General features: G+C 73.1%; 14 protein-coding genes. 6 read left to right on the forward strand and 8 right to left on the reverse strand.

Features of this window, described 5'->3' with window-relative positions; all coding sequences use genetic code 11:
* Positions 1-20: 20 nt before the first annotated feature.
* From D6689_16370 to D6689_16385, 4 genes are all read right to left on the reverse strand, one after another.
* Entirely contained in the window at positions 21-1,637 is a 1,617-nt protein-coding gene (locus tag D6689_16370; protein RMH39498.1) for a serine/threonine protein kinase, read from the reverse strand.
* A 181-nt stretch (positions 1,638-1,818) separates the two neighbouring features.
* Positions 1,819-3,165, reverse strand: coding sequence for a VCBS repeat-containing protein (locus D6689_16375; protein ID RMH39499.1), 1,347 nt, complete (start codon positions 3,163-3,165; stop codon positions 1,819-1,821).
* Positions 3,162-4,595, reverse strand: a complete 1,434-nt coding sequence (locus tag D6689_16380; protein RMH39500.1) for a PEGA domain-containing protein — start codon at positions 4,593-4,595, stop codon at positions 3,162-3,164. The genes D6689_16375 and D6689_16380 overlap by 4 nt, the downstream gene beginning before the upstream one ends.
* A 97-nt stretch (positions 4,596-4,692) precedes the next feature.
* Complete coding sequence (locus D6689_16385; GenBank protein RMH39501.1) at positions 4,693-4,998, reverse strand: DUF971 domain-containing protein; 306 nt, start codon at positions 4,996-4,998, stop codon at positions 4,693-4,695.
* 33 nt (positions 4,999-5,031) lie between these two features.
* Here D6689_16385 and D6689_16390 point away from each other — a divergent pair, with 33 nt between their 5' ends.
* Positions 5,032-6,315 (forward strand): hypothetical protein, encoded by a 1,284-nt coding sequence (locus tag D6689_16390; protein ID RMH39502.1) that lies wholly within the window; start codon positions 5,032-5,034, stop codon positions 6,313-6,315.
* Here D6689_16390 and D6689_16395 read toward each other — a convergent pair.
* A complete protein-coding gene (locus D6689_16395; GenBank protein RMH39503.1) occupies positions 6,310-7,638 on the reverse strand; it encodes a hypothetical protein in 1,329 nt (442 codons plus the stop codon). The genes D6689_16390 and D6689_16395 overlap by 6 nt on opposite strands.
* 46 nt (positions 7,639-7,684) lie before the next feature.
* Here D6689_16395 and D6689_16400 point away from each other — a divergent pair, with 46 nt between their 5' ends.
* Positions 7,685-8,332, forward strand: coding sequence for a hypothetical protein (locus D6689_16400; protein ID RMH39504.1), 648 nt, complete (start codon positions 7,685-7,687; stop codon positions 8,330-8,332).
* Between the two features lie 24 nt (positions 8,333-8,356).
* Here the strand turns inward: D6689_16400 and queC are convergent, their stop codons facing one another.
* Positions 8,357-9,043 carry a 7-cyano-7-deazaguanine synthase QueC gene (gene queC, locus D6689_16405; protein RMH39505.1) on the reverse strand — a complete coding sequence of 229 codons (687 nt, stop codon included), beginning with the start codon at positions 9,041-9,043 and terminating at the stop codon, positions 8,357-8,359.
* A gap of 187 nt (positions 9,044-9,230) precedes the next feature.
* Between queC and D6689_16410 the strand changes: the two genes are divergently transcribed.
* From D6689_16410 to D6689_16420, 3 genes are read left to right on the forward strand one after another with little or no spacing between them, the layout of a single operon-like run.
* Positions 9,231-10,367, forward strand: a complete 1,137-nt coding sequence (locus D6689_16410; protein ID RMH39506.1) for a hypothetical protein — start codon at positions 9,231-9,233, stop codon at positions 10,365-10,367.
* Between the two features lie 14 nt (positions 10,368-10,381).
* Positions 10,382-12,520, forward strand: coding sequence for a hypothetical protein (locus D6689_16415; protein RMH39507.1), 2,139 nt, complete (start codon positions 10,382-10,384; stop codon positions 12,518-12,520).
* Between the two features lie 39 nt (positions 12,521-12,559).
* Positions 12,560-13,009, forward strand: coding sequence for a hypothetical protein (locus D6689_16420; GenBank protein ID RMH39508.1), 450 nt, complete (start codon positions 12,560-12,562; stop codon positions 13,007-13,009).
* A gap of 94 nt (positions 13,010-13,103) precedes the next feature.
* Here the strand turns inward: D6689_16420 and D6689_16425 are convergent, their stop codons facing one another.
* The gene (locus D6689_16425; GenBank protein RMH39509.1) at positions 13,104-14,204 is read right to left on the reverse strand and encodes a hypothetical protein; all 1,101 of its coding nucleotides are present in this window, start codon (positions 14,202-14,204) and stop codon (positions 13,104-13,106) included.
* Positions 14,205-14,347: 143 nt separating this feature from the next.
* On the opposite strand from D6689_16425, the gene D6689_16430 reads away from it, so the two are divergent.
* Positions 14,348-17,098 (forward strand): insulinase family protein, encoded by a 2,751-nt coding sequence (locus D6689_16430; GenBank protein ID RMH39510.1) that lies wholly within the window; start codon positions 14,348-14,350, stop codon positions 17,096-17,098.
* A gap of 7 nt (positions 17,099-17,105) precedes the next feature.
* Here the strand turns inward: D6689_16430 and D6689_16435 are convergent.
* Positions 17,106-19,824, reverse strand: a 2,719-nt coding sequence (locus D6689_16435) for a M1 family peptidase (GenBank protein ID RMH39511.1), incomplete at its 5' end; no start/stop codon positions are given.

The raw sequence follows: 19,824 nt of genomic DNA on the forward strand, positions 1-19,824 counted from the left end.
GAGCGGTGCCGCCGGTCGCATCATCGCCGGCGGCCGTCGCAGTCGTAAAACGGGTTCTTGATGCCGGGCACGCACTTGCCGGCGGGCCGCATGCGGCAGACGGCTCTGCGCCGCCGGCCGTCGAACGCGACGACCACCGCGCCCGGCCGATATCCGTTGCGAACGCAACGGACGCGAAGGCGAACGCCGCGCGGGCGCGCGAGCGCGGCGCGGCCGACGCCGGCCACCGTGCCGTCGGGCAACACCAGGCGGCCGCCGGGCGGCGCGGTCGTCACCACGACGCGGACCGGCGCCGCCATCGCGCCGGCGTCGCCGGCGCGAGCGGCTCCGCCGTCGGCGTTCGCATCGGTCGCCGTCGCCGCGTCGCGGGCGCCCGCGCCGGCGTCGCGGGTAGCCGCGTCGTCGGCGGCGCCGGCCGCGCCCGCGCGGGCGATCGCGCGCGGGTGCGCCGGCTGCGCGCGTTCGCGCGGCCACAGGGTGACGGCGGCGACGGCGACCGCGGCGACCAGCGCGACGGAACCGATCGCGACCGCGCGCGCGCGCCGCTCGAGGCCGCCGCGGCGCGCGGGCTCCGGCGGCCCGGGCAGCTGTTCGGGCGGCACGCGCAGCGGCGCCGCGCGCGGCCGTTGCGCGGCGGCGTCGGTCGGCTGCGCCAGCGTCGCGACGCCGTCGGGACCGATCCACCACTGGCCCGGCGCGAGCGTCGGATCGGCCGGGCCGGCGACCGGAGGATCGGCGCGCGCGGGCGGCGCGGTGGCTCCGCGCGGGGCGTCGGCCCCGCCCGCGGCGAACTGCAGCGCGTCGATGAACTCGGCCATCGACCCGAATCGGCGGTCGCGGTCCGATTCGAGCGCGCGCATCACCACGCGCTCGAACGCGTCGCTGAAGCCCACCTCCGGCGCGACCTCCCCCGGCGGGCGCACCGGGTCCTGGATGACCTGCACCAAGGTCTCCATCGTCGTCGCGCCCTTGTGCGGCGGCCGGCCGGTCACCATGTGGTACAGCACCGCGCCGAGCGCGTACACGTCCGCCCGGTGGTCGAGGTCGGCGCGGCCCATCGCCTGCTCCGGCGGCATGTACTCGGGCGTGCCGAACACCGCGCCCTGGCGCGTGAGCCGCGGCGACAGCGTGCTGGGTCCGTCGAGGTGCGTCACCTTCGCGATGCCGAAGTCGGCGAGCTTGACGAAGTCGGTGCGGCCGCCGCCGCTCACGAGGAACACGTTTTCCGGTTTGACGTCGCGGTGCACGATGCCCTTGCCGTGGGCGGCGGCGAGGGCCCGGCCGATTTGCACCGCGATGCCCACCGCCCGCGCGACGTACAGCCGGCCGTGCTCGCTCAGCACCTGCGCCAGCGTCGGGCCTTCGACGAGTTCCATCACCTGGAACGTCGTCCCGTCGCGAGTCGTGCCGAAATCGGTGACGTCCACGATGTTCGGGTGGCCGATCCGCGACGCGGCCTTGGCCTCTTGAATGAAGCGGCGGACGATCGTCGGATCGCGCGCCGCCTCCGGCTTGAGCACTTTGATCGCCACTCGCTTTTCGATCAGGATGTGCTGCGCCAGGTAGACGACCCCCATGCCGCCTTCGCCGAGGCGGTCGAGGATCTGGTAGCGGCGGTCGAGGGTCGTGCCGATCACGACGGTAGCGGCGGTGATCGTAGCGCGTCGCGCCGGGTCGGGCGGTCAGCGCGCACGCGCCGCCGCGGCAGACGCGCCGCTTCGCCCGGAGGTCCGGCCGGCCAGAGTCCAATGCGCGGTGCCGCGCCCGGGCCCCGCGCGGGCCCAATCGCGCTCGGGCGGGGTGCAGCTCGCTCGAGGATCAGTTGCCCCGGACGTCGGGCAGATCGGCGGCCACGCGGAAGTAGGTGAACAACTCGCCGTTGGCCGCGACCGCCAGCGCGGCCTGCCCGCCGGAACCGAACGGGGCCACTTGCACGTCGCGGCCGAACGCCTGGTCTTTCTCCGGGTCGATGTCGTGCAACGTGTTGATCTCGTCGAACGACTGGCCGTCGGACGCCAGCCGCAGCACGCGCACGAGCCCGGCGCCGGCCACGCCGTCGACCGCCGCGTCGGGGGCGCCGACGATCAACTCGTCAGTTCCGTCGCCGTCGAGGTCGCCGGCGTCGAGGGCGGCGACCCCCGCCTGGTCGACGGTCACCTCCGACGCCGATCCAGCGGCATCGAGGAACACCACGACGCGGTCGGTGAGCGGCGACGACGCGGCGAGGTCGATCGCGCCATCGCCGTCGAAGTCGCCGGCGACGAGCTGGGAGCCAAGGTCGGGCGCTCCGTCCGTCGCGGCCAGCGGCCCGACCTTCGGGGCGCGCGCCGGCGTCGCAGCCGGGTCGAAGCACATGGCGCCGTCGGCGGCCTGGACCAGGGAGCCGTCGAACGCGACGATCTCGCCCGCGGGCGACGCGAGGTCGGGCGCGAGCGCGCCCCGCGCGACGACGATCTCGTCGACGCCGTCGCCGTCGAGGTCGACGACCAGCACGCTCCGGGCGACCTCGGCGCCGATCGCGCACCGGACCGGGTCGAGCGCGGCCGCCGTGCGCGCGACGTCCGGGAACAGGACCACCTGGGTCGTCGCAGTGGCCGCGAGGTCGAGGGTGCCGTCGGTGGTCGCCGCGTCGTCGACGTCGGTCTCGCCGAACGCGACCGCCGCGCCGAGCGCCTCGACGCCCGGCACCGGTACGATGCCGCGGACGATCTCGAACGTGTCGGGGTGGACGACGAGGATGGCGCCGGTGGCCGTCCCGGTCATCGCCTCCTCGTCGGGCAGCCCGAGGGCTGCGACCCCGTCGCCGCGCACCAGCGTCCGCGAGCCGACGAACGGCCGGCGGGGGTCGATCGCGCTGGTCGTCGCGACCTGGAAGATGTCGGTCACGCGCCGGCCGAGCGCGTTCGACTTACCGGATGCGTCGAAGGTGACGCGCCCGAGCGCGCCGGGCAGGTTGCCGGCCACCAGAACGCGCGTGCCGGCGCCGTCCGGCCGCGCGGCGTACGCCAGCGCAAACGGGTACTCCTTCGACGGGATGTCGCCGGGAGTCCCGCTCGCGTCGACCCACATGTCGTCGGTGAGGTCGTCGAACACGCGCGGGTCGCACGCCGCGAGCGTCAACGCGGCGGCGGCCGCGCACCCCAAGGTCGTCGCGGTGCGGGTCACCAGGTCACCTCCAGGCCGAGGCCGGCAAAGCCGGGGCCGACCGCCGGCGTCAACGCGATGCTGCTCACGTCGGTCGTCGCGGTCGACGGCCGTCCCTTGTCGCGGAACGTGTAGTACACGGCGGTCGCGAACGTGGCCGCGCCGAGCGCGTACGCCGCGTCCGCGCCGATCGCAAATAGCATTCCGCGCCGAAGCCGCGGGTCTTTCGGATCGGGGGGCGGCATGCCGCGGTCGATGTCCGCGGCGATCTCGTCCTCCAGGTTCTTGGCCTGCATCCCCAGCCACACGCCGCCGCCGGTGAACGCCGCGGCGAACACGTAGGCCCACACCGCATCCGCGCGCGAGGGCTTGGGCGCGAGGTTCGGGCGCACGGTGATTTCGGTCTTTTGTCGGACGTCGATGTCGCGCGAGTACGACTTGTATCCGGAGCGCGTGATCTTGATCGTGTGGCGTCCTTCGGCCACCGGCCATCGACACGGGCCGTCGCACACTTTCTTGCCGTCGATGTACAGGCGGATCTTCTCGACGTCGCGACCGCGTACGTTGATGTAACCGACCTCCTTGCCGGACAGCTCGGCCTTGATCTCTTTCGTTTCACCGGGAACGATTTCGACCTCGACGTAGTACTCGTCGTAGCCCTCTTTCGTGATCCAGATCTTGTGCTTGCCGGGCTTGAGGTTGCCGCTATACGGCGTCCGGGCGAACTCGGCCACCTTGTCGTCGATGTAGATCTTGGCGCCGGGCACGTTTGCGCGGATGTCGATCCACCCGAGGTAGTCTTCTTCGGCGAGGGTGAAGTCGAGGACCAGGAACCGGTCCTTGCGCGCCGTGAACGTGCGCTCGCGCGGCTTGTAGCCGCGCGCCTCGATGAGCACCGTGTGCTCGCCGTCGAGCGTACCGCTCCACGGCGTGCGTCCGAGCGGCTCGTCCTTTTTGCCGTCGAGGTAGATGTAGGCGCCCTGCGGAACCGATTCGATCGCGACCAGGCCGCGCAGGCTCGTGTCGGCCGGGTTGACGACTTCGGGGGGCGGCTCCACGTCCGGCGGCGGCCCCGCGTCGCCCTGGTCGGGCGGCGGCTGCTTGCGCCGCTCGATCTCGGCCTTCATGAGCGCGATGCGCTGCTCGATGTCCTTGCGCTCCGCATCGGGGACGTCGCGCTGCTCGGTCAGGTAGCGCTCGTAGTAGGTGATCGCGTTTTCGAACTCCTTGCCCTTTTGGTAGCTGAGGGCGGCGTTGTAGAGGAACGCCGGGAAGTTGCGCGCCTCGTAGGCCTCGAGGAACGCGGCCGCCGCGCCGGCAAAGTCGCCCTGTTCGTACAGCGACTGCCCCTTGTCGAACGCGGTGCGGGCCCGTTCGAGCGCCTCGTCGGCCGCGGCCGGCGCGCCGAGGGCGGCGACGAGCGTGATGACGATCGCAATGCGCAGTTTCATGGTTCTCCCTGCGGGAAGCGTGCCCTGGTGAAAACGAAGCGAATCTCGGTGGAGCGGTCGATCGGTGCCGGTCGCGTACCGCGTCGGGACGCCGGCGTCAACTCGCCGGCCGGCGGGGCCGGGCGGCGTACAGGTCGTCGAGCCGGTAGATCCCGGTGTCGTGGCCGTCGGAAAACGCAATCTTGAGCCCGTAGTTGCCGACGAGTTCCATGGACGTGACGCGCAGATCCTCGGGCACGGTGGCCGGATCGAGCAGCTTCTTGCCCGTGAACTCGTGCACGCAGTGCGCGCAGGTGCAGCGTAACCGGAGATCGCGCGCCGTCCAGAGATCTTCGTCACCTTCGTCCCACACGAACCGGACTTCGGACTTCCCCAGCCCGACAATCTCGCGAGGTGCCGGCATGCGGGCATTGTACTTGCTGTAGGCTCGAGAACCATGGCCAGGCCCCCGAAACAGCGCCGCGCTCTGTCGACCGTGCGGTCCGACGCGCCGATTGCGACCGAAGGCGAGCCGGCGGTGGCGGCGGCCCTTGCGGCGGCGCTGCGGATCGGGCCGCGGGAGGACGCGGTCGCCGGCGAGTACACGCACGGGTTTCACGCCTACCCGGCCCGCATGCACCCCGCGACCGCGCGCCGGTTGGTGGCGCTCGCGCGCGAGCTCGCGCCGTCGCCCGGCCCGGCGCGCGTGCTGGACCCGTTTTGCGGTTCCGGCACGGTGCTGGTGGAGGCGCGCGCCGCCGGTGCCTCGGCCCGCGGCGTCGACGCGAACCCGCTGGCGGTGTTGATCGCGCGGGCCAAGACGAGCGTCGGCCGGCCGGAGTTTCGCCGCGCCGTGCGCGACCGCGCCGACGTCATCGCGGCCGCCGTGATCGAGGCGGGCCGGCGCGCGCGGCGCAGCGGCGAAGTGCCGGCGGCACGGCGGACGCCGCGCGGCGCGGACCCGGCGCAGCGCCAGCGGCAGCTCGCGCGCTGGTTCGCGCCGCACGTGCGCCGCGAGCTGGAGGCGCTCGCGGCGGCGGTCGATGCCGAGCCCGCGAACCTGCGCGTGCCGCTGGCGGCGGCGCTGTCCGCGATCCTGTACAAGGCGTCGCGGCGCGAGTCGGATACCGTTCCGGCGGAGGTCGAGCGGCTGATCGCCCGCGGCGCACCGTCGAGGTGGTTTCGCGACCGCGCGCATGTGCTGGCCGACGGGCTCGACGCGCTCGCCGTCGCGTCGGCGCCCCGCGTCGCCGTGGCGCGCGGCGACGCGCGCGCGCTCGCGCGCGCTGCCGTGGCGGCGGACTCGATCGACGCGATCGTCACGTCGCCGCCGTACCCGGGCGTGTACGACTACCTGGCCCACCAGGAGCTGCGCTACGCGTTCCTCGGGCTCGGCTCCGGCCAGTTTGCGCGGGTCGAACTCGGCTCCCGCCGCAGCTTCCGCGGCGACGCGGCAGCGCGCCGCCGTGCGCTGGCCGCCTGGCGCAAGGGCTACGCGGCGGCACTGGCGCAAATGGCTCGCGCGCTGCGGCCGGGCGGGATCGCCGCGCTCGTCGTCGGCGATTCCGTGGCGGGCGGCGAGGCGCTGTTTGCGGACCGCGAGCTTGCGGTGGCCGCGCCGGCCGACCTCGCGTTCGTCGCGTCGGCGTCACAGCAGCGCCCGGCACTGTCGGCCGCCGAGCGCCGCGCGTTCGGCGATCGGCCAAAGTGCGAATACATTTTGTTGTATCGAAAACTATGACGGGTCGGCCGCCTTGGCCTGCTGGATGATGCGCGCGTAGGCTTCCGCGGCCGCGCGCGCGAGGCGGCCCAGCTCGTCGACCACGCGGTCGTCGAGGTGGTCTGCCGTCTCGGTATGGCCGTAGATCAGCTGGACGACGCGCGGTCCGATGAGGATCGGCACGACGACGAGTTCTCGCGGCTCGCCGTCGACGCCGAGTGCGCGCCACAACCGCGTCTCGACCGGCCGTCCGCCGGTCGGCGCGCGCCCGCGGTAGACCGTTCGGGAATCGTGCGCGGCTTGCAGTGCCGACGCGCCGCCGAGCGGCAAGCTCACCTGTTCGAACGCCGATGCGGACACGGGGCGCCCGGGCGCGTGGACGCGCCAGCCGATCGCGTTGGCGTCGCGGACGACGAACACCGCCGCCGCGTCGAGGCGACCGACGGCGTAGTCGATGAGCGCATTTCCGACGTCGTCACGGGTGGCCGCGAGGTCGATGCTCGCGACGAGTTCGTCGGCGGTCGCGCGCGGCTCGACTCGTGCCGGCGGCGCCGACGGGCGCGTACGGCGCGCCCGCGGCTCGATGCGTACGGCCGGAGGCAGCTCGATCCCCTGCGGCGGCTGCGCGCGCCGCCGCTCGCCGACGTCCTGATTCGACTTGCGCGTCCCGGCGCGGACGAAGCGGGCTTTTCGCTCGATGCCGTAGTGCTTTTCGAGGTAGTAGTACAGGCGCAGCTCCGGCGCGATGTGCGGGACGATCGGTCGGCCGAGCTGGGCGGCGAGCGCGTCGACGGCGGCGTCGTCGGTCGGGTCGAGCAGCGCGACGGCCAGCGCGTCCGGGGCCTCCGCGGCCGGGCCGAGCGGGAACGCGGCGTACAACTCGGCCAGGTCGCGGTCGAATGCGCCGACGACGTCGGCGGGAGCCGCGTCGAACATCGCCTTGGTGGCGACCGGAACGCCCGTGCAGCGGCCGAGGTAGCCGGCGAGGGTGTCGAGGTCGACGAAGCCGAGTTCGACCAGGTTGGTGCCGAGCTTGCCGCCGTACAGCACCTGGCTGCGCAGAGCCGTCTCGAGCTGGCCGAGGCTGATGACCGCGTCGCGCAAAAGCAGCGTTCCGAGTTTCACCGGACCCCCATCGTCCGGCGGCATCATACAATGTCGCGCCGGCGCCGGCGCACCGTTGCCGGCGGCGCGTTCCGGGCGCCGGGCGACGACCGGCCACGCCGCGTGCGGCGGGCGCTCGCCGGCGACTGCACGGCCACCGGATGCCATGCGCGCGCGACAGGGGGCGTCGAGTGCGCGGCGATCGATGCGCGCGAGCGCAACCGCCGGCGCGGTTCGCACGCGCTCGCCGGTGACAGCCGCGCGCGCCCGCCGGTATACTGGCCGTGTGCTGGGGACGGATCGTTCCGGGACCGCGACCGCGTACGCGTCGATCCGCGAGCAGGTCAAAGACGGCGACCTGCTGTTGTTTCAGGGACGCGGGTGGCTGTCGCGCGTCATCAATCGCGTCACCGGCAAGGCGCAATCGACGCGCCGATCCTACTCGCACTCCGGCATCGCCATGTGGTGGCACCCACCGGTGGTGCCGCGGTCGCGGTTGATGGTGTTTCAGGCGGTCGGTCGCGGGGTCGAGGTGCAGCCCGCGAGTCGCGCCGTGGACCGGTACAGCGGCCACGTCGACTGGTTCCCGCTCACCGACGAGGCGCGCAGCCGGCTCGACGTCGACCGGCTATTTACGTTCTGCCTGGAACACCTCGGCGCCAAGTACAGCGTCCTGGGGCTGGTGTCGTACCTTTGGCACCGCATCATCGGCGATCTCGAGGGCGCTCGGGAACGGCAGAGCCCCCGCAAGATGTTCTGCTCGTGGTACGTGTCGCACGTGTTCACCGAGGCCGGGCTCGATCCCGACGTCCGCCATCCGTCGCACTTCACGGCGCCCAACGACCTGGCCGACTCGGACTACACGGTCTACGGCGGCACGCTGCACCACGACCGGGAGGCCGAGGCGGCCGGCGCGCGCGACGCGCACGCGTAGCGCGCCCGGGGCCGGCAGCCCGCGTCACGCGTAGCGCGTCGGGTCCGGCACGCCCGCCTCGGCGAACCCCTTTTTGCGCAGGGCGCACGCGTCGCACCGGCCGCACGCTCGGCCATCGGGGGCCGGGTCGTAGCACGAGTGGGTCAAGCCGTAGTCGAGTCCGAGCGCGACGCCGCGCGCGATGATCTGCGCCTTCGTCAGGTCGATCAACGGCGCTCGGATCCGAAAGCCGCCGGCGCGGGTGGCGACGTTCGCCAGCCGTTGGAACGCGGCGACGAACTCGGGCCTGCAGTCCGGGTAGCCGCTGGCGTCGAGCACGTTGACGCCGACGAAGATGTCGAACGCATCGATCGACTCGGCCCACGCGAGCGCCAGCCCGAGCAGAATCGTGTTGCGCGCGGGCACGTAGGTCACGGGGACGTCGCCGGCGGCGCCGATCTCGGCCAGCGGCCGGTCTTTCGGTACGGCGATCGCGTCGGAGGTGAGGGCCGACACCGCCAGCGGTCGCAGGTCGAGGTCCACGACGCGGTGGTCGGCGCAACCGAGCGCGGCCGCCACCGCGCGTGCGGCGTCGATCTCGCACGCGTGCTGTTGGCCGTAGCGCACGGTGAGGGCGTGGCACGAAAATCCCTCGTCGCGCGCGATCGCCAGGGCGGTGGCAGAATCGAGCCCGCCGGACAACAACACGACCGCCTTCCGCGGGGAAGCCATGCGGCGTGCTTTACCACACGGCGCGGCGTCCAGGACGGTGGGGTCGGCGGTCCCCGAGTATGTGGCGGTCGGAGCGGCCAGGCAACCCGGGTTGCCGGACAACGCGCTGTGATTTTCACCGGTTGCGAGTGCCAAGGCAGCTGGCCTGAAGGTTGCTCAAGGACCGGCCATGCCCAGGATTCGGGGGGTGGTCATCGCGCTCGCCGCGGCGGTCGCCGCGGCGTCGGCGCCACCGCGCGCCGCCGCCTACGACAACCACTTCACCCACCGCTGGATCACGCGGCAGGCCGCCGCGCTGCTCGCCGCGGCCTACCCGGGCCGCTACGACGAACTCGTCGCGTACGTGGATGCGGTCGCCGCCGGCGCCGACCACGAGGACGACCTCATCCTGGACGGCGACGACGATCCGACCACGCTGCGGGTGATGCGCCACTTCTTCCGCCCGACGGACGGCGCCGGTCTGTTCATGAACGGACGGCAGTTCCCGAACTCGTACGAGTGGGCGATCGTGCCGTCGGACGAAAACGCGTGGGACTGGTCCGACGGGATCGCCGCGTACGCGCGCGGCGACGTCGAAGAGGCGTACTTCGTGCTCGGGCACGTCGTGCACCTCATCCAGGACGCGACCGTGCCGGCCCATACCCACCTGGACGTGCACGGGCCGCCCAACGGGGACGACTACGAGGCGTGGTGCACGGCGCAGATGACCGACGAGTTCACGTCGGCGCTGCCGCTGCCGCCGCCGGGCGCGGCGATTCCCGAGTTCGCCGATCCGCTCGACGCGTGGATGGCGACCGCGTCGGCGTCGTACTGGCGCGCGCTGTACCCGGGCACGCTCGTGGGCACCGAGCGGGCCGAGGGCGTGCTCGCGGACATGTTCCCGTCGATTCGGTGGTCGTGGCTGTCGGAGCAGTGGACGATTTCGGAACCGCCGGTGGGCGCGCTCGACGAGGACTTCTTCGAGCACGAACCCGGCTATTTCTACTTCAAGAACGCCGAGTACGCGGCCCGAGTGGACCGCGCCGCGTTCGACCCGCGCGACCCGCGGGCGGCCCGCTTCGAGCCGAACGCGGCCGGCGCGCCGATGACCGAGCTGCTCGCGCGCGACCTCGTGCCCGTCGCGATCCTGCACTCGGCCGGCGTCATGAAGCTCTATCTCGACGAGGCCTACGCGGCGGCGCCGGACGGCGAGCCGCCGCCCGACCCGACCCCCGCGCCGGCCGCGTCCGGCTGTCGCGCGGCGGGCACGGGCAGCGCGGGCGCCGCGTGGCTCGCCGTCTTGCTCGCCGTCATCCGCCGGAGGACCCGATGCGCTCGAGTTTGATCGCCGCCTCGGCCGTGGCCGCCGCCGCCGCCGCTCCCGCCGCCGCCGCGCACGAGGTGCGCGGTGCCATCTCGCCTGCCGGGCTCGACTTCATCGCCGAGCAGGTGCCGGACTACGTGCCGGCGCGGCTGTCGCCGCCGCCGATCACGCTGGACCTCGTCGACTGCCCGGGCAGCCGCGTCGTTCAGCTCACCCAGCGCGACACGGACATCGACCTGGCGGTCGACGACGTATCGATCGGCGCGGTCGACGGCGGCGTGCTGCGCGTCGTCATCCAGTTCGACGCGTTCGCCGCGGGCGAGGCGTACGTGCTGTACCCGTATGCCTGCTTCGGCTCGGCGACCTGTCGCGACGAACTCACGATTCTCGACGGCCGCGCTGCGATCGACTTCGCGCCGTCCGTCGATGCCGACGGGCGGCCGCAGGTCGCGGTCGCCGGCGTCGATCTTTGGGTCGGCGAGGACGACGTCGACTTCGCGCTGTCCGACTGCGCGATCGACGACGTGGTCAACTGGGTGATCGGCGCGGCGAAGGGATGGCTGCTCGACGCGCTGGTCGGCCAGCTCGAACAGGTCGCGCGCGACCAGCTCGAACCGATGATGCAGGACGTGGTCGGCGGCTTCCTCCAGTTCGACGGCACCCTCGCGATCGCCGATTTCTCGTTCGCCGCCACCGAGCTGTCGGCCGGGGACACCGGCGTCGCCCTGCGCGGCGACGTGTCGCTGTCGTCGCGGTTCCCGGCTGACGCGTGCATCGCCGCCGATCCCGGCGCGCCGGGACCGCACGCCGGCGCGTCGCCCGACCCGTCCGCGGGGACGCCGGCGCACGTGGGCGTGGCGGTCAACCTCGGCCTCGTCGACGACGTGCTCTACCAGGTGTGGCGCAACGGCCTGATGTGCCTCACGCCCGAGCACCTCGCCGCGCTGGGCCTCGACCTGGACCTCGAGGCGCAGGCGGCGCTGCTCCCCGGGTTCCCGCCGGGGTCGGACATCGACATCGAGCTGCGCATGGGCCGGCCGCCGCGCGTCGAGGGGCGTGCCGGCGGCGGCGCGGTGCTCGACCTGATCGTCGAGGATGTCGACATCGACATTACCGCGACGCCGGCCGGCGGCGGCGAGCCGGTGGCGCTGCACGCGCGCGCCGGCGCGACCGCCGAGGCGACGCTGGACATCGATCCGGCGATCAACGCGCTGACGCTGCGCGTCGATGCGGTCGACATCACGCGGCTGGAGATCGACGAGGACTACGCGGCGACGACCGGTCTGGACGCGGCGCAGCTCGTCGCGGTGGCCGAGGGAGTGCTGATCCCGGGCCTGCTCGACCAACTCGGCGACCAGGCGCTCACCGGGCCGATCTTCGGGGTGGCCGACTACTACCTCATCTTGCGCGACGTCGACACGACCGACGCCTACGCCATCGCGAAGCTCGATCTGTTCCGCAAACCGGCCGCGGATTCGATCGCGCCGGATACCCGGATCGTGTCGGCGCCGGTCGGCGTCGTCCGCCCCGAGGACGCGGTCGTGCGCGTGGGCGGCAGCGACGATCAGATCCCGCCGGAGCTTCTGCGCTACCGGTTTTCCATCGACGGCGCCAGCCGCGCGCCGACCTACGTCGCCGAGATCGCGGTCGGTGAGGCGGGCGTGTCGGGCACGTACCGGGTGGCGGCGGCCGCGATCGACCTGCACGACAACGAGGACGCGACGCCGGCCGAGGCGATCGTCGAGGTCGACGGCGTGCGCCCGCGCGTTCGGCTCGCCGGCGACGCGGTCATCGAATTGCCCGCCGACGCCACCGCCGTCGACGTCGCGTGGACGGCGACCGACGACCGGACCCCGGCGGAGGCGCTCGCTCCGCGCGTCGAGCTGCTGCGCGTGATCGACCCGACGGACCTCGCGACCGCGGAGCCGGTCGGCGCGGCCGACCTCGAGCCGGGGACGAGGTCGGTGCGGCTGCCGGTGACCGCCGGCGAGCGCTACCGCGTGATCGTCACCGTGCGCGACGAGGTGGGCAACGCGGCGTATGCCAGCGCGCTCGTTCGCGTCGCCGGCGAGCCGGGCGCGTGCGGCTGCCGCGCCGGCGGCGACCCCGCGGGCGCCGCGCCGGTGTGGCTCGCGCTGGTCGCGGTCGCGCTCGGGCGGCGCCGCCGCAGGTGACGCCGTGGGCGCGCGGCGCTACCATCGCGGCATCGGACGATGAGGACCGAAGCGCGGGTGTCGATCGAGCGCAGCGCGGACGACTGTTATCAATTGATGTGCGACGTGGAGCGCGCGCCCGCGTGGCTCGCCGGGCTCGCGGCGGTCGAAGTCGTGGAGCGCGACGCCGACGGCCGCGTCGTCCGCGCGTGGTTCACGGCGATGCCGGCGCGCGGCAGCCTGCGCTACGCGCTGCGCTACGACTACGATCCGGCCCAGCGCGTGGTGCAGTGGCGCAGCGAGGAGGTGGCGCTGCGCGAGCTGCGCGGCGAGGCGCGATTCACGCCCGCCGCTCCGGCCGACTCTCGCCGCGGCGATCGGTGCATCCTCACGTATGTGCAGGAACACGCCACGTCCGACGCGCTGCCGGCGTGGGCTCGGGCGGTACTCGCGGAGGAGTCGGCCGAAGCCGTCGCGTGCGCATTCCGCCGGTGGGTGGAGACCGCTTGACCGCGCGGCGGGCCGTCACGCCGCGTCAGCGTCGGGCGCAACTCGCGGTCGCGCGAACATGCCGTCACCCGATGGCGCGCCCGTCACGCCGGGATCAAAATCCGAGCGCGCTGCACAGCGGCGAGCCCGGGCAGCACACCGACAGCGGGCTGCCGGTCTGGTCGGTCTGAAAGCAGATGCGCGGCCCGACGCTCGGATAGTAGTAGGCCCAGAAGAAGCACATCTCGTCGTTGGCGCTCTCGCCGAATCGGACGCGCTGGTCGGAGCGGTTGTTCCATTCGCACGACAACAAGAACCCGCCGCCGTCCGGCACGGTGAACGGCGGCGAGTGGAACACCGTGTCCGGCTCGTCCCAGTCGAAGTTCGGCACGTCGTATACCGCGGCGACGGGCGCACCCGGCCCGGACGCCGTGTGCACCCGCACGTTCGTGCCCCACTGGTGCTCGTGGCCGGTGATGGCGAAGAACTGAGCCCCGGACAGCTCGCTCGGCAGGCTGAGGTATGTGTCTTCGATCGACGCGGTGGACATCGGCGGGATGTCGATGTCCACGTCGCCCATGAACACCAGGTCGGCCGCGTCGGTGAAGTCTCCGTCGGCGAGCGGAATGAAGGTCGACGTCGGCCGCGCCTCCACCGGTGCGTCGGTGGCGTTGATGTAGTGCAGCTCGAGCCGGATCATCTGGTTCGGCTCGAGCACGAACGCGACCCCGTCGGGCAGCGTGAGCGTCTCGTCGAACCGCTGGGTGATCATCAGCGGCGAGGTCTCGGCGTTGAGCGTGCCGACGAACGGATCGCACTGGAACGGCTCGCGTCGCTCTTCCGTTTCGTTCGACCGGTAGACGATGAAGTGATGCGACACCGGCCCCAGCACGTTGTGTATCTGGTGGACGCGCAGGGACTCGCGGTTGCCGAGGCGCAGGACCACGCAGCGGGTGTCCTCCTCGCCCGGCGCGACCGTGTACGGGCCCCATTCGAGGGTGTACGATCCCGGCGGCGGCGGCGTGGCGTCCGGCTCGCCCCCGCCGGCGTCCGGTGCGGTCATGTCGTCGTCGTCGTCGCCGGAGGGCGTCGATCCGTCGCCGCACGCGATGGCGGCGGCGGCCGCGGCCAAGAGCCCTGCGAGAACCAGCCGGTAGCGTTGCATGAAACCCACCTCCGTAGTCCGGGGTGGCCGCCGGGGCTCGAATCGGCTCATCACCTTACAGCCGGTCCGCGCGCCGCCGACCCCGGGGGCCAGTTTGGCCGATTTCCGCCGGGTTGTCCACGGCCCCGCCCGCGCGGGGCACTGTTAGCGACTCGACCTTGCAATCGCGCCGAGGTGGACCACAATGCCCCGCCATGATGTCCAGGGTGAGCGTTCTGATCGGAGTGGGGGTGGCGGCGCTGTCGTCGTGCACGCCCGTCGTTCCGCACTACGAGTTCCCGCACGCCGAGCTGCGCGCGACGTTGCCGAACGGGCTGCGGGTCATCGTGATGCCGGACGACAGCACGCCGTTGGTGGAGGTCGACATCCGCTACCACACCGGCAGCAACCAGGATCCGCCCGGCAAGGCGGGCATCGCCCACTTCGTCGAGCACATGCAGTTCCAGTATCGGATTTTCGGCCCGGACAAGCCGCCGATCTTCGACGTGCTTCCGCAGATCACGACGTTCTTCAACGCGTTCACGTCGACCGACGCCACGCACTACATGTTGCAGGGCCGCAAGGAGGAGCTGCAGGCGTTCCTGCGGCTCGAGGCCGCGCGCATGGTCGGCGACTGCCGTGGGCTGCCGCCGGAGGAGTTCGAGCGCGAGCGCGAGGTCGTGCGCAACGAGCTGCGCCAGCGCTACGGCCGGCCCGAGGCCGAGATCCCGCGCATCATCCAGCAGGAGGCCTACCCGAAGGGGCACCCGTACCACTACCTCGGCATCGGCGACGACGAGCAGCTCGCCAACATCACGCAGGAGGACGTCTGCCAGTTCATCGACGAGTACTACGTGCCGCAAAACGCCACGCTGATCGTGGCCGGCAACGTGGACCCCGACCGCGTGCGCGACGAGGTCGTGTTCGCGTTCGGCGCGATCGACAAGGGGCTCGGCCCGGACGGCAAGCCGCGCGCGGTCAAGAAGAATCCGATCCCGATGCCGGAGATCCACTACCGGCGGGTCGTCCACGAGCTGCCGGTCGAGCGCGAGAGCATCCACTTCGTGTGGGCGCTGCCGCCGCGGTACAGCGACGAGGGCGCGCGCGCGACGAATGCGTTCCTGCTCGGCGCGCTGGTCGACCAGTTCAACGAGGAATGGGACTTCGCCTACGACGTGGCGCCGCAGCTTCTCGGCGGCGACGAGGCGCCGCTGATGGTGCTGTCGGTCGAGCCCAAGCCGGGCAAGCTCGGACAGGCCGAGGAGTTCGTGTGGAAGTCGGTCAAGCGGCTGCCGCAATTCTTCTTCGACCCGGGCGGCGCTTTCGAGGAGCAGAAGAACAGCCGGCTCGCGTCGCTGATCGCCGGGTTCGAGGACCTCAACGCGCGCACGACGGCGGTCGGTACCCTCGCCCAAGCTCGCGCCGACTTTCCGTGGGACTCGGAGAAGACGTTGGTGTTCGAGGAGTTCCAGCGGACGCGGAACCAGAACCCGGGCGACTCGCGCGACGTCGTCAAGGACCTCATCACCAAGGACAAGGCGCTCGTCGTCGTCATCCGGCGCAACGAAAACGCCGAGGGATTCAAGGCGGCGGACCTGAAGTTCGAGACCAAGTCGCACGCCGAGCAGCTCAAACCGCTGATCGACCCGGCCGAGGCGCGGCGGCCGCTGCTGGCGCCGACCGATCCGTCGGTGCTGGTCAAGGCGCGCCGGTTCCAGCTCGACAACGGCATGCGCGTGGTGTTGCTGCCGAAGGGCAGCCGCCTGCCGGTCGTCGCGGCACGGCTCATCTTCGACGTGGGCGCCGCGCACGAACCGGACGGACTCGAAGGGATCGCGTCGCTGGCCGCGCGGCAGCTCAACCACCCGCGCGGGTCGCAGATCGGGCTGCTCGGCGCGGATTGGGGCGCGTCGGTGGACGACGACACGACGACGTTCACCGTCAGCGGGATCAGCATCTACACGAGCGAGCTGCTCACCGGGCTCGAGCGCAAGCTGAAGATCGGCTACTACAGCCAGGACGCGGTCGAGCAGTGGCAAAAGCGCATGCGCCAGGCGTTCGAGCTGCGGCCGGTGCGCCAGCAGCGCGCGTTCACGCGCGAGGTCGCCATGGCGGTGTGGGGGCCGAACCACCCCTACGCGATCAAGGGCATGCCGACGCGCGAGTCGGTCGGCCGCATCGGCTACGACGAGCTCGAGGCGTTCCGCCGCAAGCACTACACCGCCGCGAACGCCACGCTCGTTGTCGCGGGCAACTTCGACGAGAAGACCGCCGAAAAGGTCATTCGCGACACGTTTGGCGCGTGGGACCGCGGTCACAAAGACGAGCCCGTGACCGCGCCGGCCCAGCCCGGCGCCGGCGCGCGCGCGATCGGCGTGATCGGCGACAAGCTGCCGCAGGTACAGGTGGCGATCCAATACCCGGGGCCGGCGGGCGTCGACGGCCAGCAGGCGGCGCGCATGGTGCTCGCCGAGATGCTGCGGCTCCAGCAGTGGACCATCCGCACGACGCTCGGGTCGACGTACGGGATTCAGGTGTATCGGCAACTCAAGGTCGGGCCGAGCCGGTACATCATGCAGGGCGGCGTCCAGTCCGAGCGCGCCGGCGAGACCCTGCGCATGATGCGCGACAAGATCGACGAGCTGCGCCGCGGCGACAACTTCGACCTCGTGTTTGCCGAAGCGCGGCGCACGGTGCTCCAGCGGCTGCTGAGCCAGTCGACGGTGTCGCGCCAGCTCGCGGCCAAGCTGGGCTTGATGGCGACCTACCACCAGCCGCCGGACTACTTCGACAAGCTCGTGCAGTACGTCGCGGCGCTGTCGCCGGCGCAGGTGCGCGCGCTGATCGAATCCGAGCTGCGCCCGGAGAACGAGGTGATCGCGATTCTGGGGGACCGCGAGACGATCGAAAAGGCATTCGCCGAGGCGGGCATCACCACCGTCAAGTACGTGGACGTGTCGCAGTAGGCGCGGATCACCACGCGTCGGGGATCGCGTCGGGGGCGGGCAGCCGGCGGACGCACGCCCGCACCTGCGCGATCGCGGCGCCGAGCGCGGCGCGCGCCTCGGCGCCGGCCGGGAGCGCGTCGCGGACGGCGGCCAGAGCGTCGGCCTCCTCGCCGGCGCACGCGTCGGCCGCGGCGGCGGCGAGCGCGGGCCATGCCGCGGCGGGCACGCGTGCCGCGCGGCCGGCGGCGGCGAGCGCCGACAGCGCGGTCGCTCGGGTGGTGGGGTTGCGCAGCGCCACGTACAGGGCGTACGCGCGCTCGCCCGGTGTGACGCCCGGCGCGAACGCGGCGTCGACCGCACGCCGCGCCAGGGCCGGGTCGGCGAGCGACGCGAGCCCGTGCCACAGCACGAGGCGCGCCGGGAACTCGTCGGTGCGGGCGAGGGCGTCGGCGTAGCGGCGAAACAGCGCGTCGTCGCCGCGGGCGCCGGCGACCTCGAGTGCGAGTTCCAACTCGTCGGTGCGGGGGAGGTCGCCGCGGTCGAGCCGCGCTTCGACTTCGCGGCGGGCGGCGCCGGCCAGGGCCGGGTCGGCGGCGAGGACGCCGACGAGCCGCGCCAGCCGCGGCCGCAGCATGCGCGTGTCGTCGTCGTCGCCGTCGCGCGCGCGGAGGCCGAGAGAGCGCGCGCGGGGGCCGAGGGCCGCGCGCAGGTAGGCGCGAAACGCGCCGCCGCGTCCGGCGCGATCGGCGGCGGCCGCGAGATCCGTGAGTCCGCGGACGGCGAGGTCGACGACGGCGTCGCGATCCGACGCGGCGAGGTCGACGAGCGCGCGGGCGGCCTCGTCGACGGGCACGGCGCCGCTGCGCAGCCACATCCACGCGTTGAGCGCGAGCCCGGCCCACTCGACGTCGCCGAGGTCGCGCAGGTGCGCGCGCAGGGCGGCGGCGCCGGCCGCGCCGGGCGCGTACAGGTAATAGCCGCGCTCGCCCGCGTTCGGGTACACCCACGCGGGACACGGCCCCGGCAGGGCGATGTCCACCGCAGTGGGGCCGACGCGGGCGCACCGCGTGCCCGCGGGCGTGCGCACGCACGCGGGTACGATCCACGGCGCGCGGCGGGCCCGCGCGGTGCGCGCGCCGCCATCGGGGCCGCCGGCCACCGCGGCGCGCGGCGGGTTCGCGGGCACCTCGCCGACCGCGAGCGCCGCGCGGGCTCCGGGCGCATCCGCCGATCCGCCGCGCGCGGCGGCCGGCTCGCCTTGCGAAAGCCGCACCGACGCGCCGCGCTCACCGCAGCGCAGCTCGACGCCGACGACCGGTACGGCTCGCCGGTTCAGGAACGGTTTCGCAATTGCGCCGAGGTCGGCCGGACCGGCGGCGGACAGCGCCGCGAGCAGGTCCGGCGTGGTGCCGACGCCGTCGGCGTGCCGGCGCAGGTAGCCGCGCAGCGCCGCGCGCATCGCCGCGTCGCCGACGACGCGTTCGAGCATCGCGACGATGGCGGGCCCTTTCGTGTACATGTGCGATCCGAGCATCGTGCGGATGTCGGCGTCCGACGCGGCGGCGCGGCGCAGCGGCGGCAGCGTCCCGGCGGCGTCCCGGTCGACCGCGTCGGCTTTCGCGCGCACGCGTTCGAGTTCCCAGTGCCAGCCCGGGTGCATCGCGGCGACGACGCGGTCCGCCATCCACGATGCGAACGCCTCGTTGAGCCACAGGTCGTCCCACCACGCCGGCGTCACCAGGTCGCCGAACCACAGGTGGGCGAGTTCGTGCGCGACCACCATCGCGACGCGCCGCCGCGCCTCGGGGGGCGCGCGGTCCGGATCGACCAGCAGGATGTCGGCCGCGACGGTGATCAGACCGGGGTTTTCCATGGCGCCGTTGAACGAGGGCACGGCGACCAAATCGATCTTGTCCACCGGCGCGCGCTGGCCGGTATAGGCCTGCAGGCGCGCCAGCGCGCCGGCGCCCTCGCGGACCGCGGCGAGCGCGCGCGCCTCGTGGCCGGGGTACACCGCCGCGCGCAGCGGCACCGGCGCCCGGGGCCCGTCGACGAGCGCAAACGGCCCCACCGCGAACGCGACGAGGTAGGTGGGCAGCGGCCGCGTCGTCGCGAACGCGTGGCGCACGCGGTCGGGGCCGGCGTCCGTCGTCGCGACCTCCGGCGCGTTCGACAGCGCGCGCAGGCCCCGCGGGGCGGTGATCGCCACGGTCCACGGCGTCTTGAACCGCGGTTCGTCGAAGCACGGGATCGCGCGGCGGGCGTCGATCGGTTCGAAGTCGGAGAACGCGTACCAGCGCCCGTCGACCCGCTGGCGGAACGCGCCGACGCGCTGGCCGAGTCGTGCGCGGTACGCGATGGTGATGCGCGCGGTGCCCGCGGGCACCGGCGCGGTCGCGTGGATACCGAGCAGGCCGCGGGCGGCCGCCGAGCGGTCGACGCGCACCACGCGCTCGCGGCCGCCGGCCCGCAGTTCGACGCGATCGATGGCGAGGTCGACCGCGTGCAGCCAGATGGACCGCACCGGCACGCGGACGGCGACGTCGATGGTGACGCGGCCACGCAGCTCGGCGGCGTTCGGGTCGATGTCGAGTTCGAGATCGTAGCGTGCGGGCGCAACGGTATCGGGCAGGCGCGGGCCGGCCGGCGCGGGCTGGAGCGCGACCGGGCGAGCGCGCGCCGGCGCGAGCGCCGCCGGCGCCGGCGCGCACGCCGCCAGCGCGAGCGCCGTCGCGGCCGCGCAG

Source organism: Deltaproteobacteria bacterium (assembly GCA_003696105.1).
Lineage (GTDB): Bacteria > Myxococcota_A > Polyangia > Haliangiales > J016 > J016.

Excerpts from the sequence above, each read along its gene's own strand:
- D6689_16380 (RMH39500.1), bottom strand. The coding sequence starts at position 4,595 with ATGAAACTGCGCATTGCGATCGTCATCACGCTCGTCGCCGCCCTCGGC.
- D6689_16385 (RMH39501.1), bottom strand. The coding sequence starts at position 4,998 with ATGCCGGCACCTCGCGAGATTGTCGGGCTGGGGAAGTCCGAAGTCCGG.
- D6689_16390 (RMH39502.1), top strand. The coding sequence starts at position 5,032 with ATGGCCAGGCCCCCGAAACAGCGCCGCGCTCTGTCGACCGTGCGGTCC.
- queC (RMH39505.1), bottom strand. The coding sequence starts at position 9,043 with ATGGCTTCCCCGCGGAAGGCGGTCGTGTTGTTGTCCGGCGGGCTCGAT.
- D6689_16420 (RMH39508.1), top strand. The coding sequence starts at position 12,560 with ATGAGGACCGAAGCGCGGGTGTCGATCGAGCGCAGCGCGGACGACTGT.
- D6689_16425 (RMH39509.1), bottom strand. The coding sequence starts at position 14,204 with ATGAGCCGATTCGAGCCCCGGCGGCCACCCCGGACTACGGAGGTGGGT.
- D6689_16430 (RMH39510.1), top strand. The coding sequence starts at position 14,348 with ATGATGTCCAGGGTGAGCGTTCTGATCGGAGTGGGGGTGGCGGCGCTG.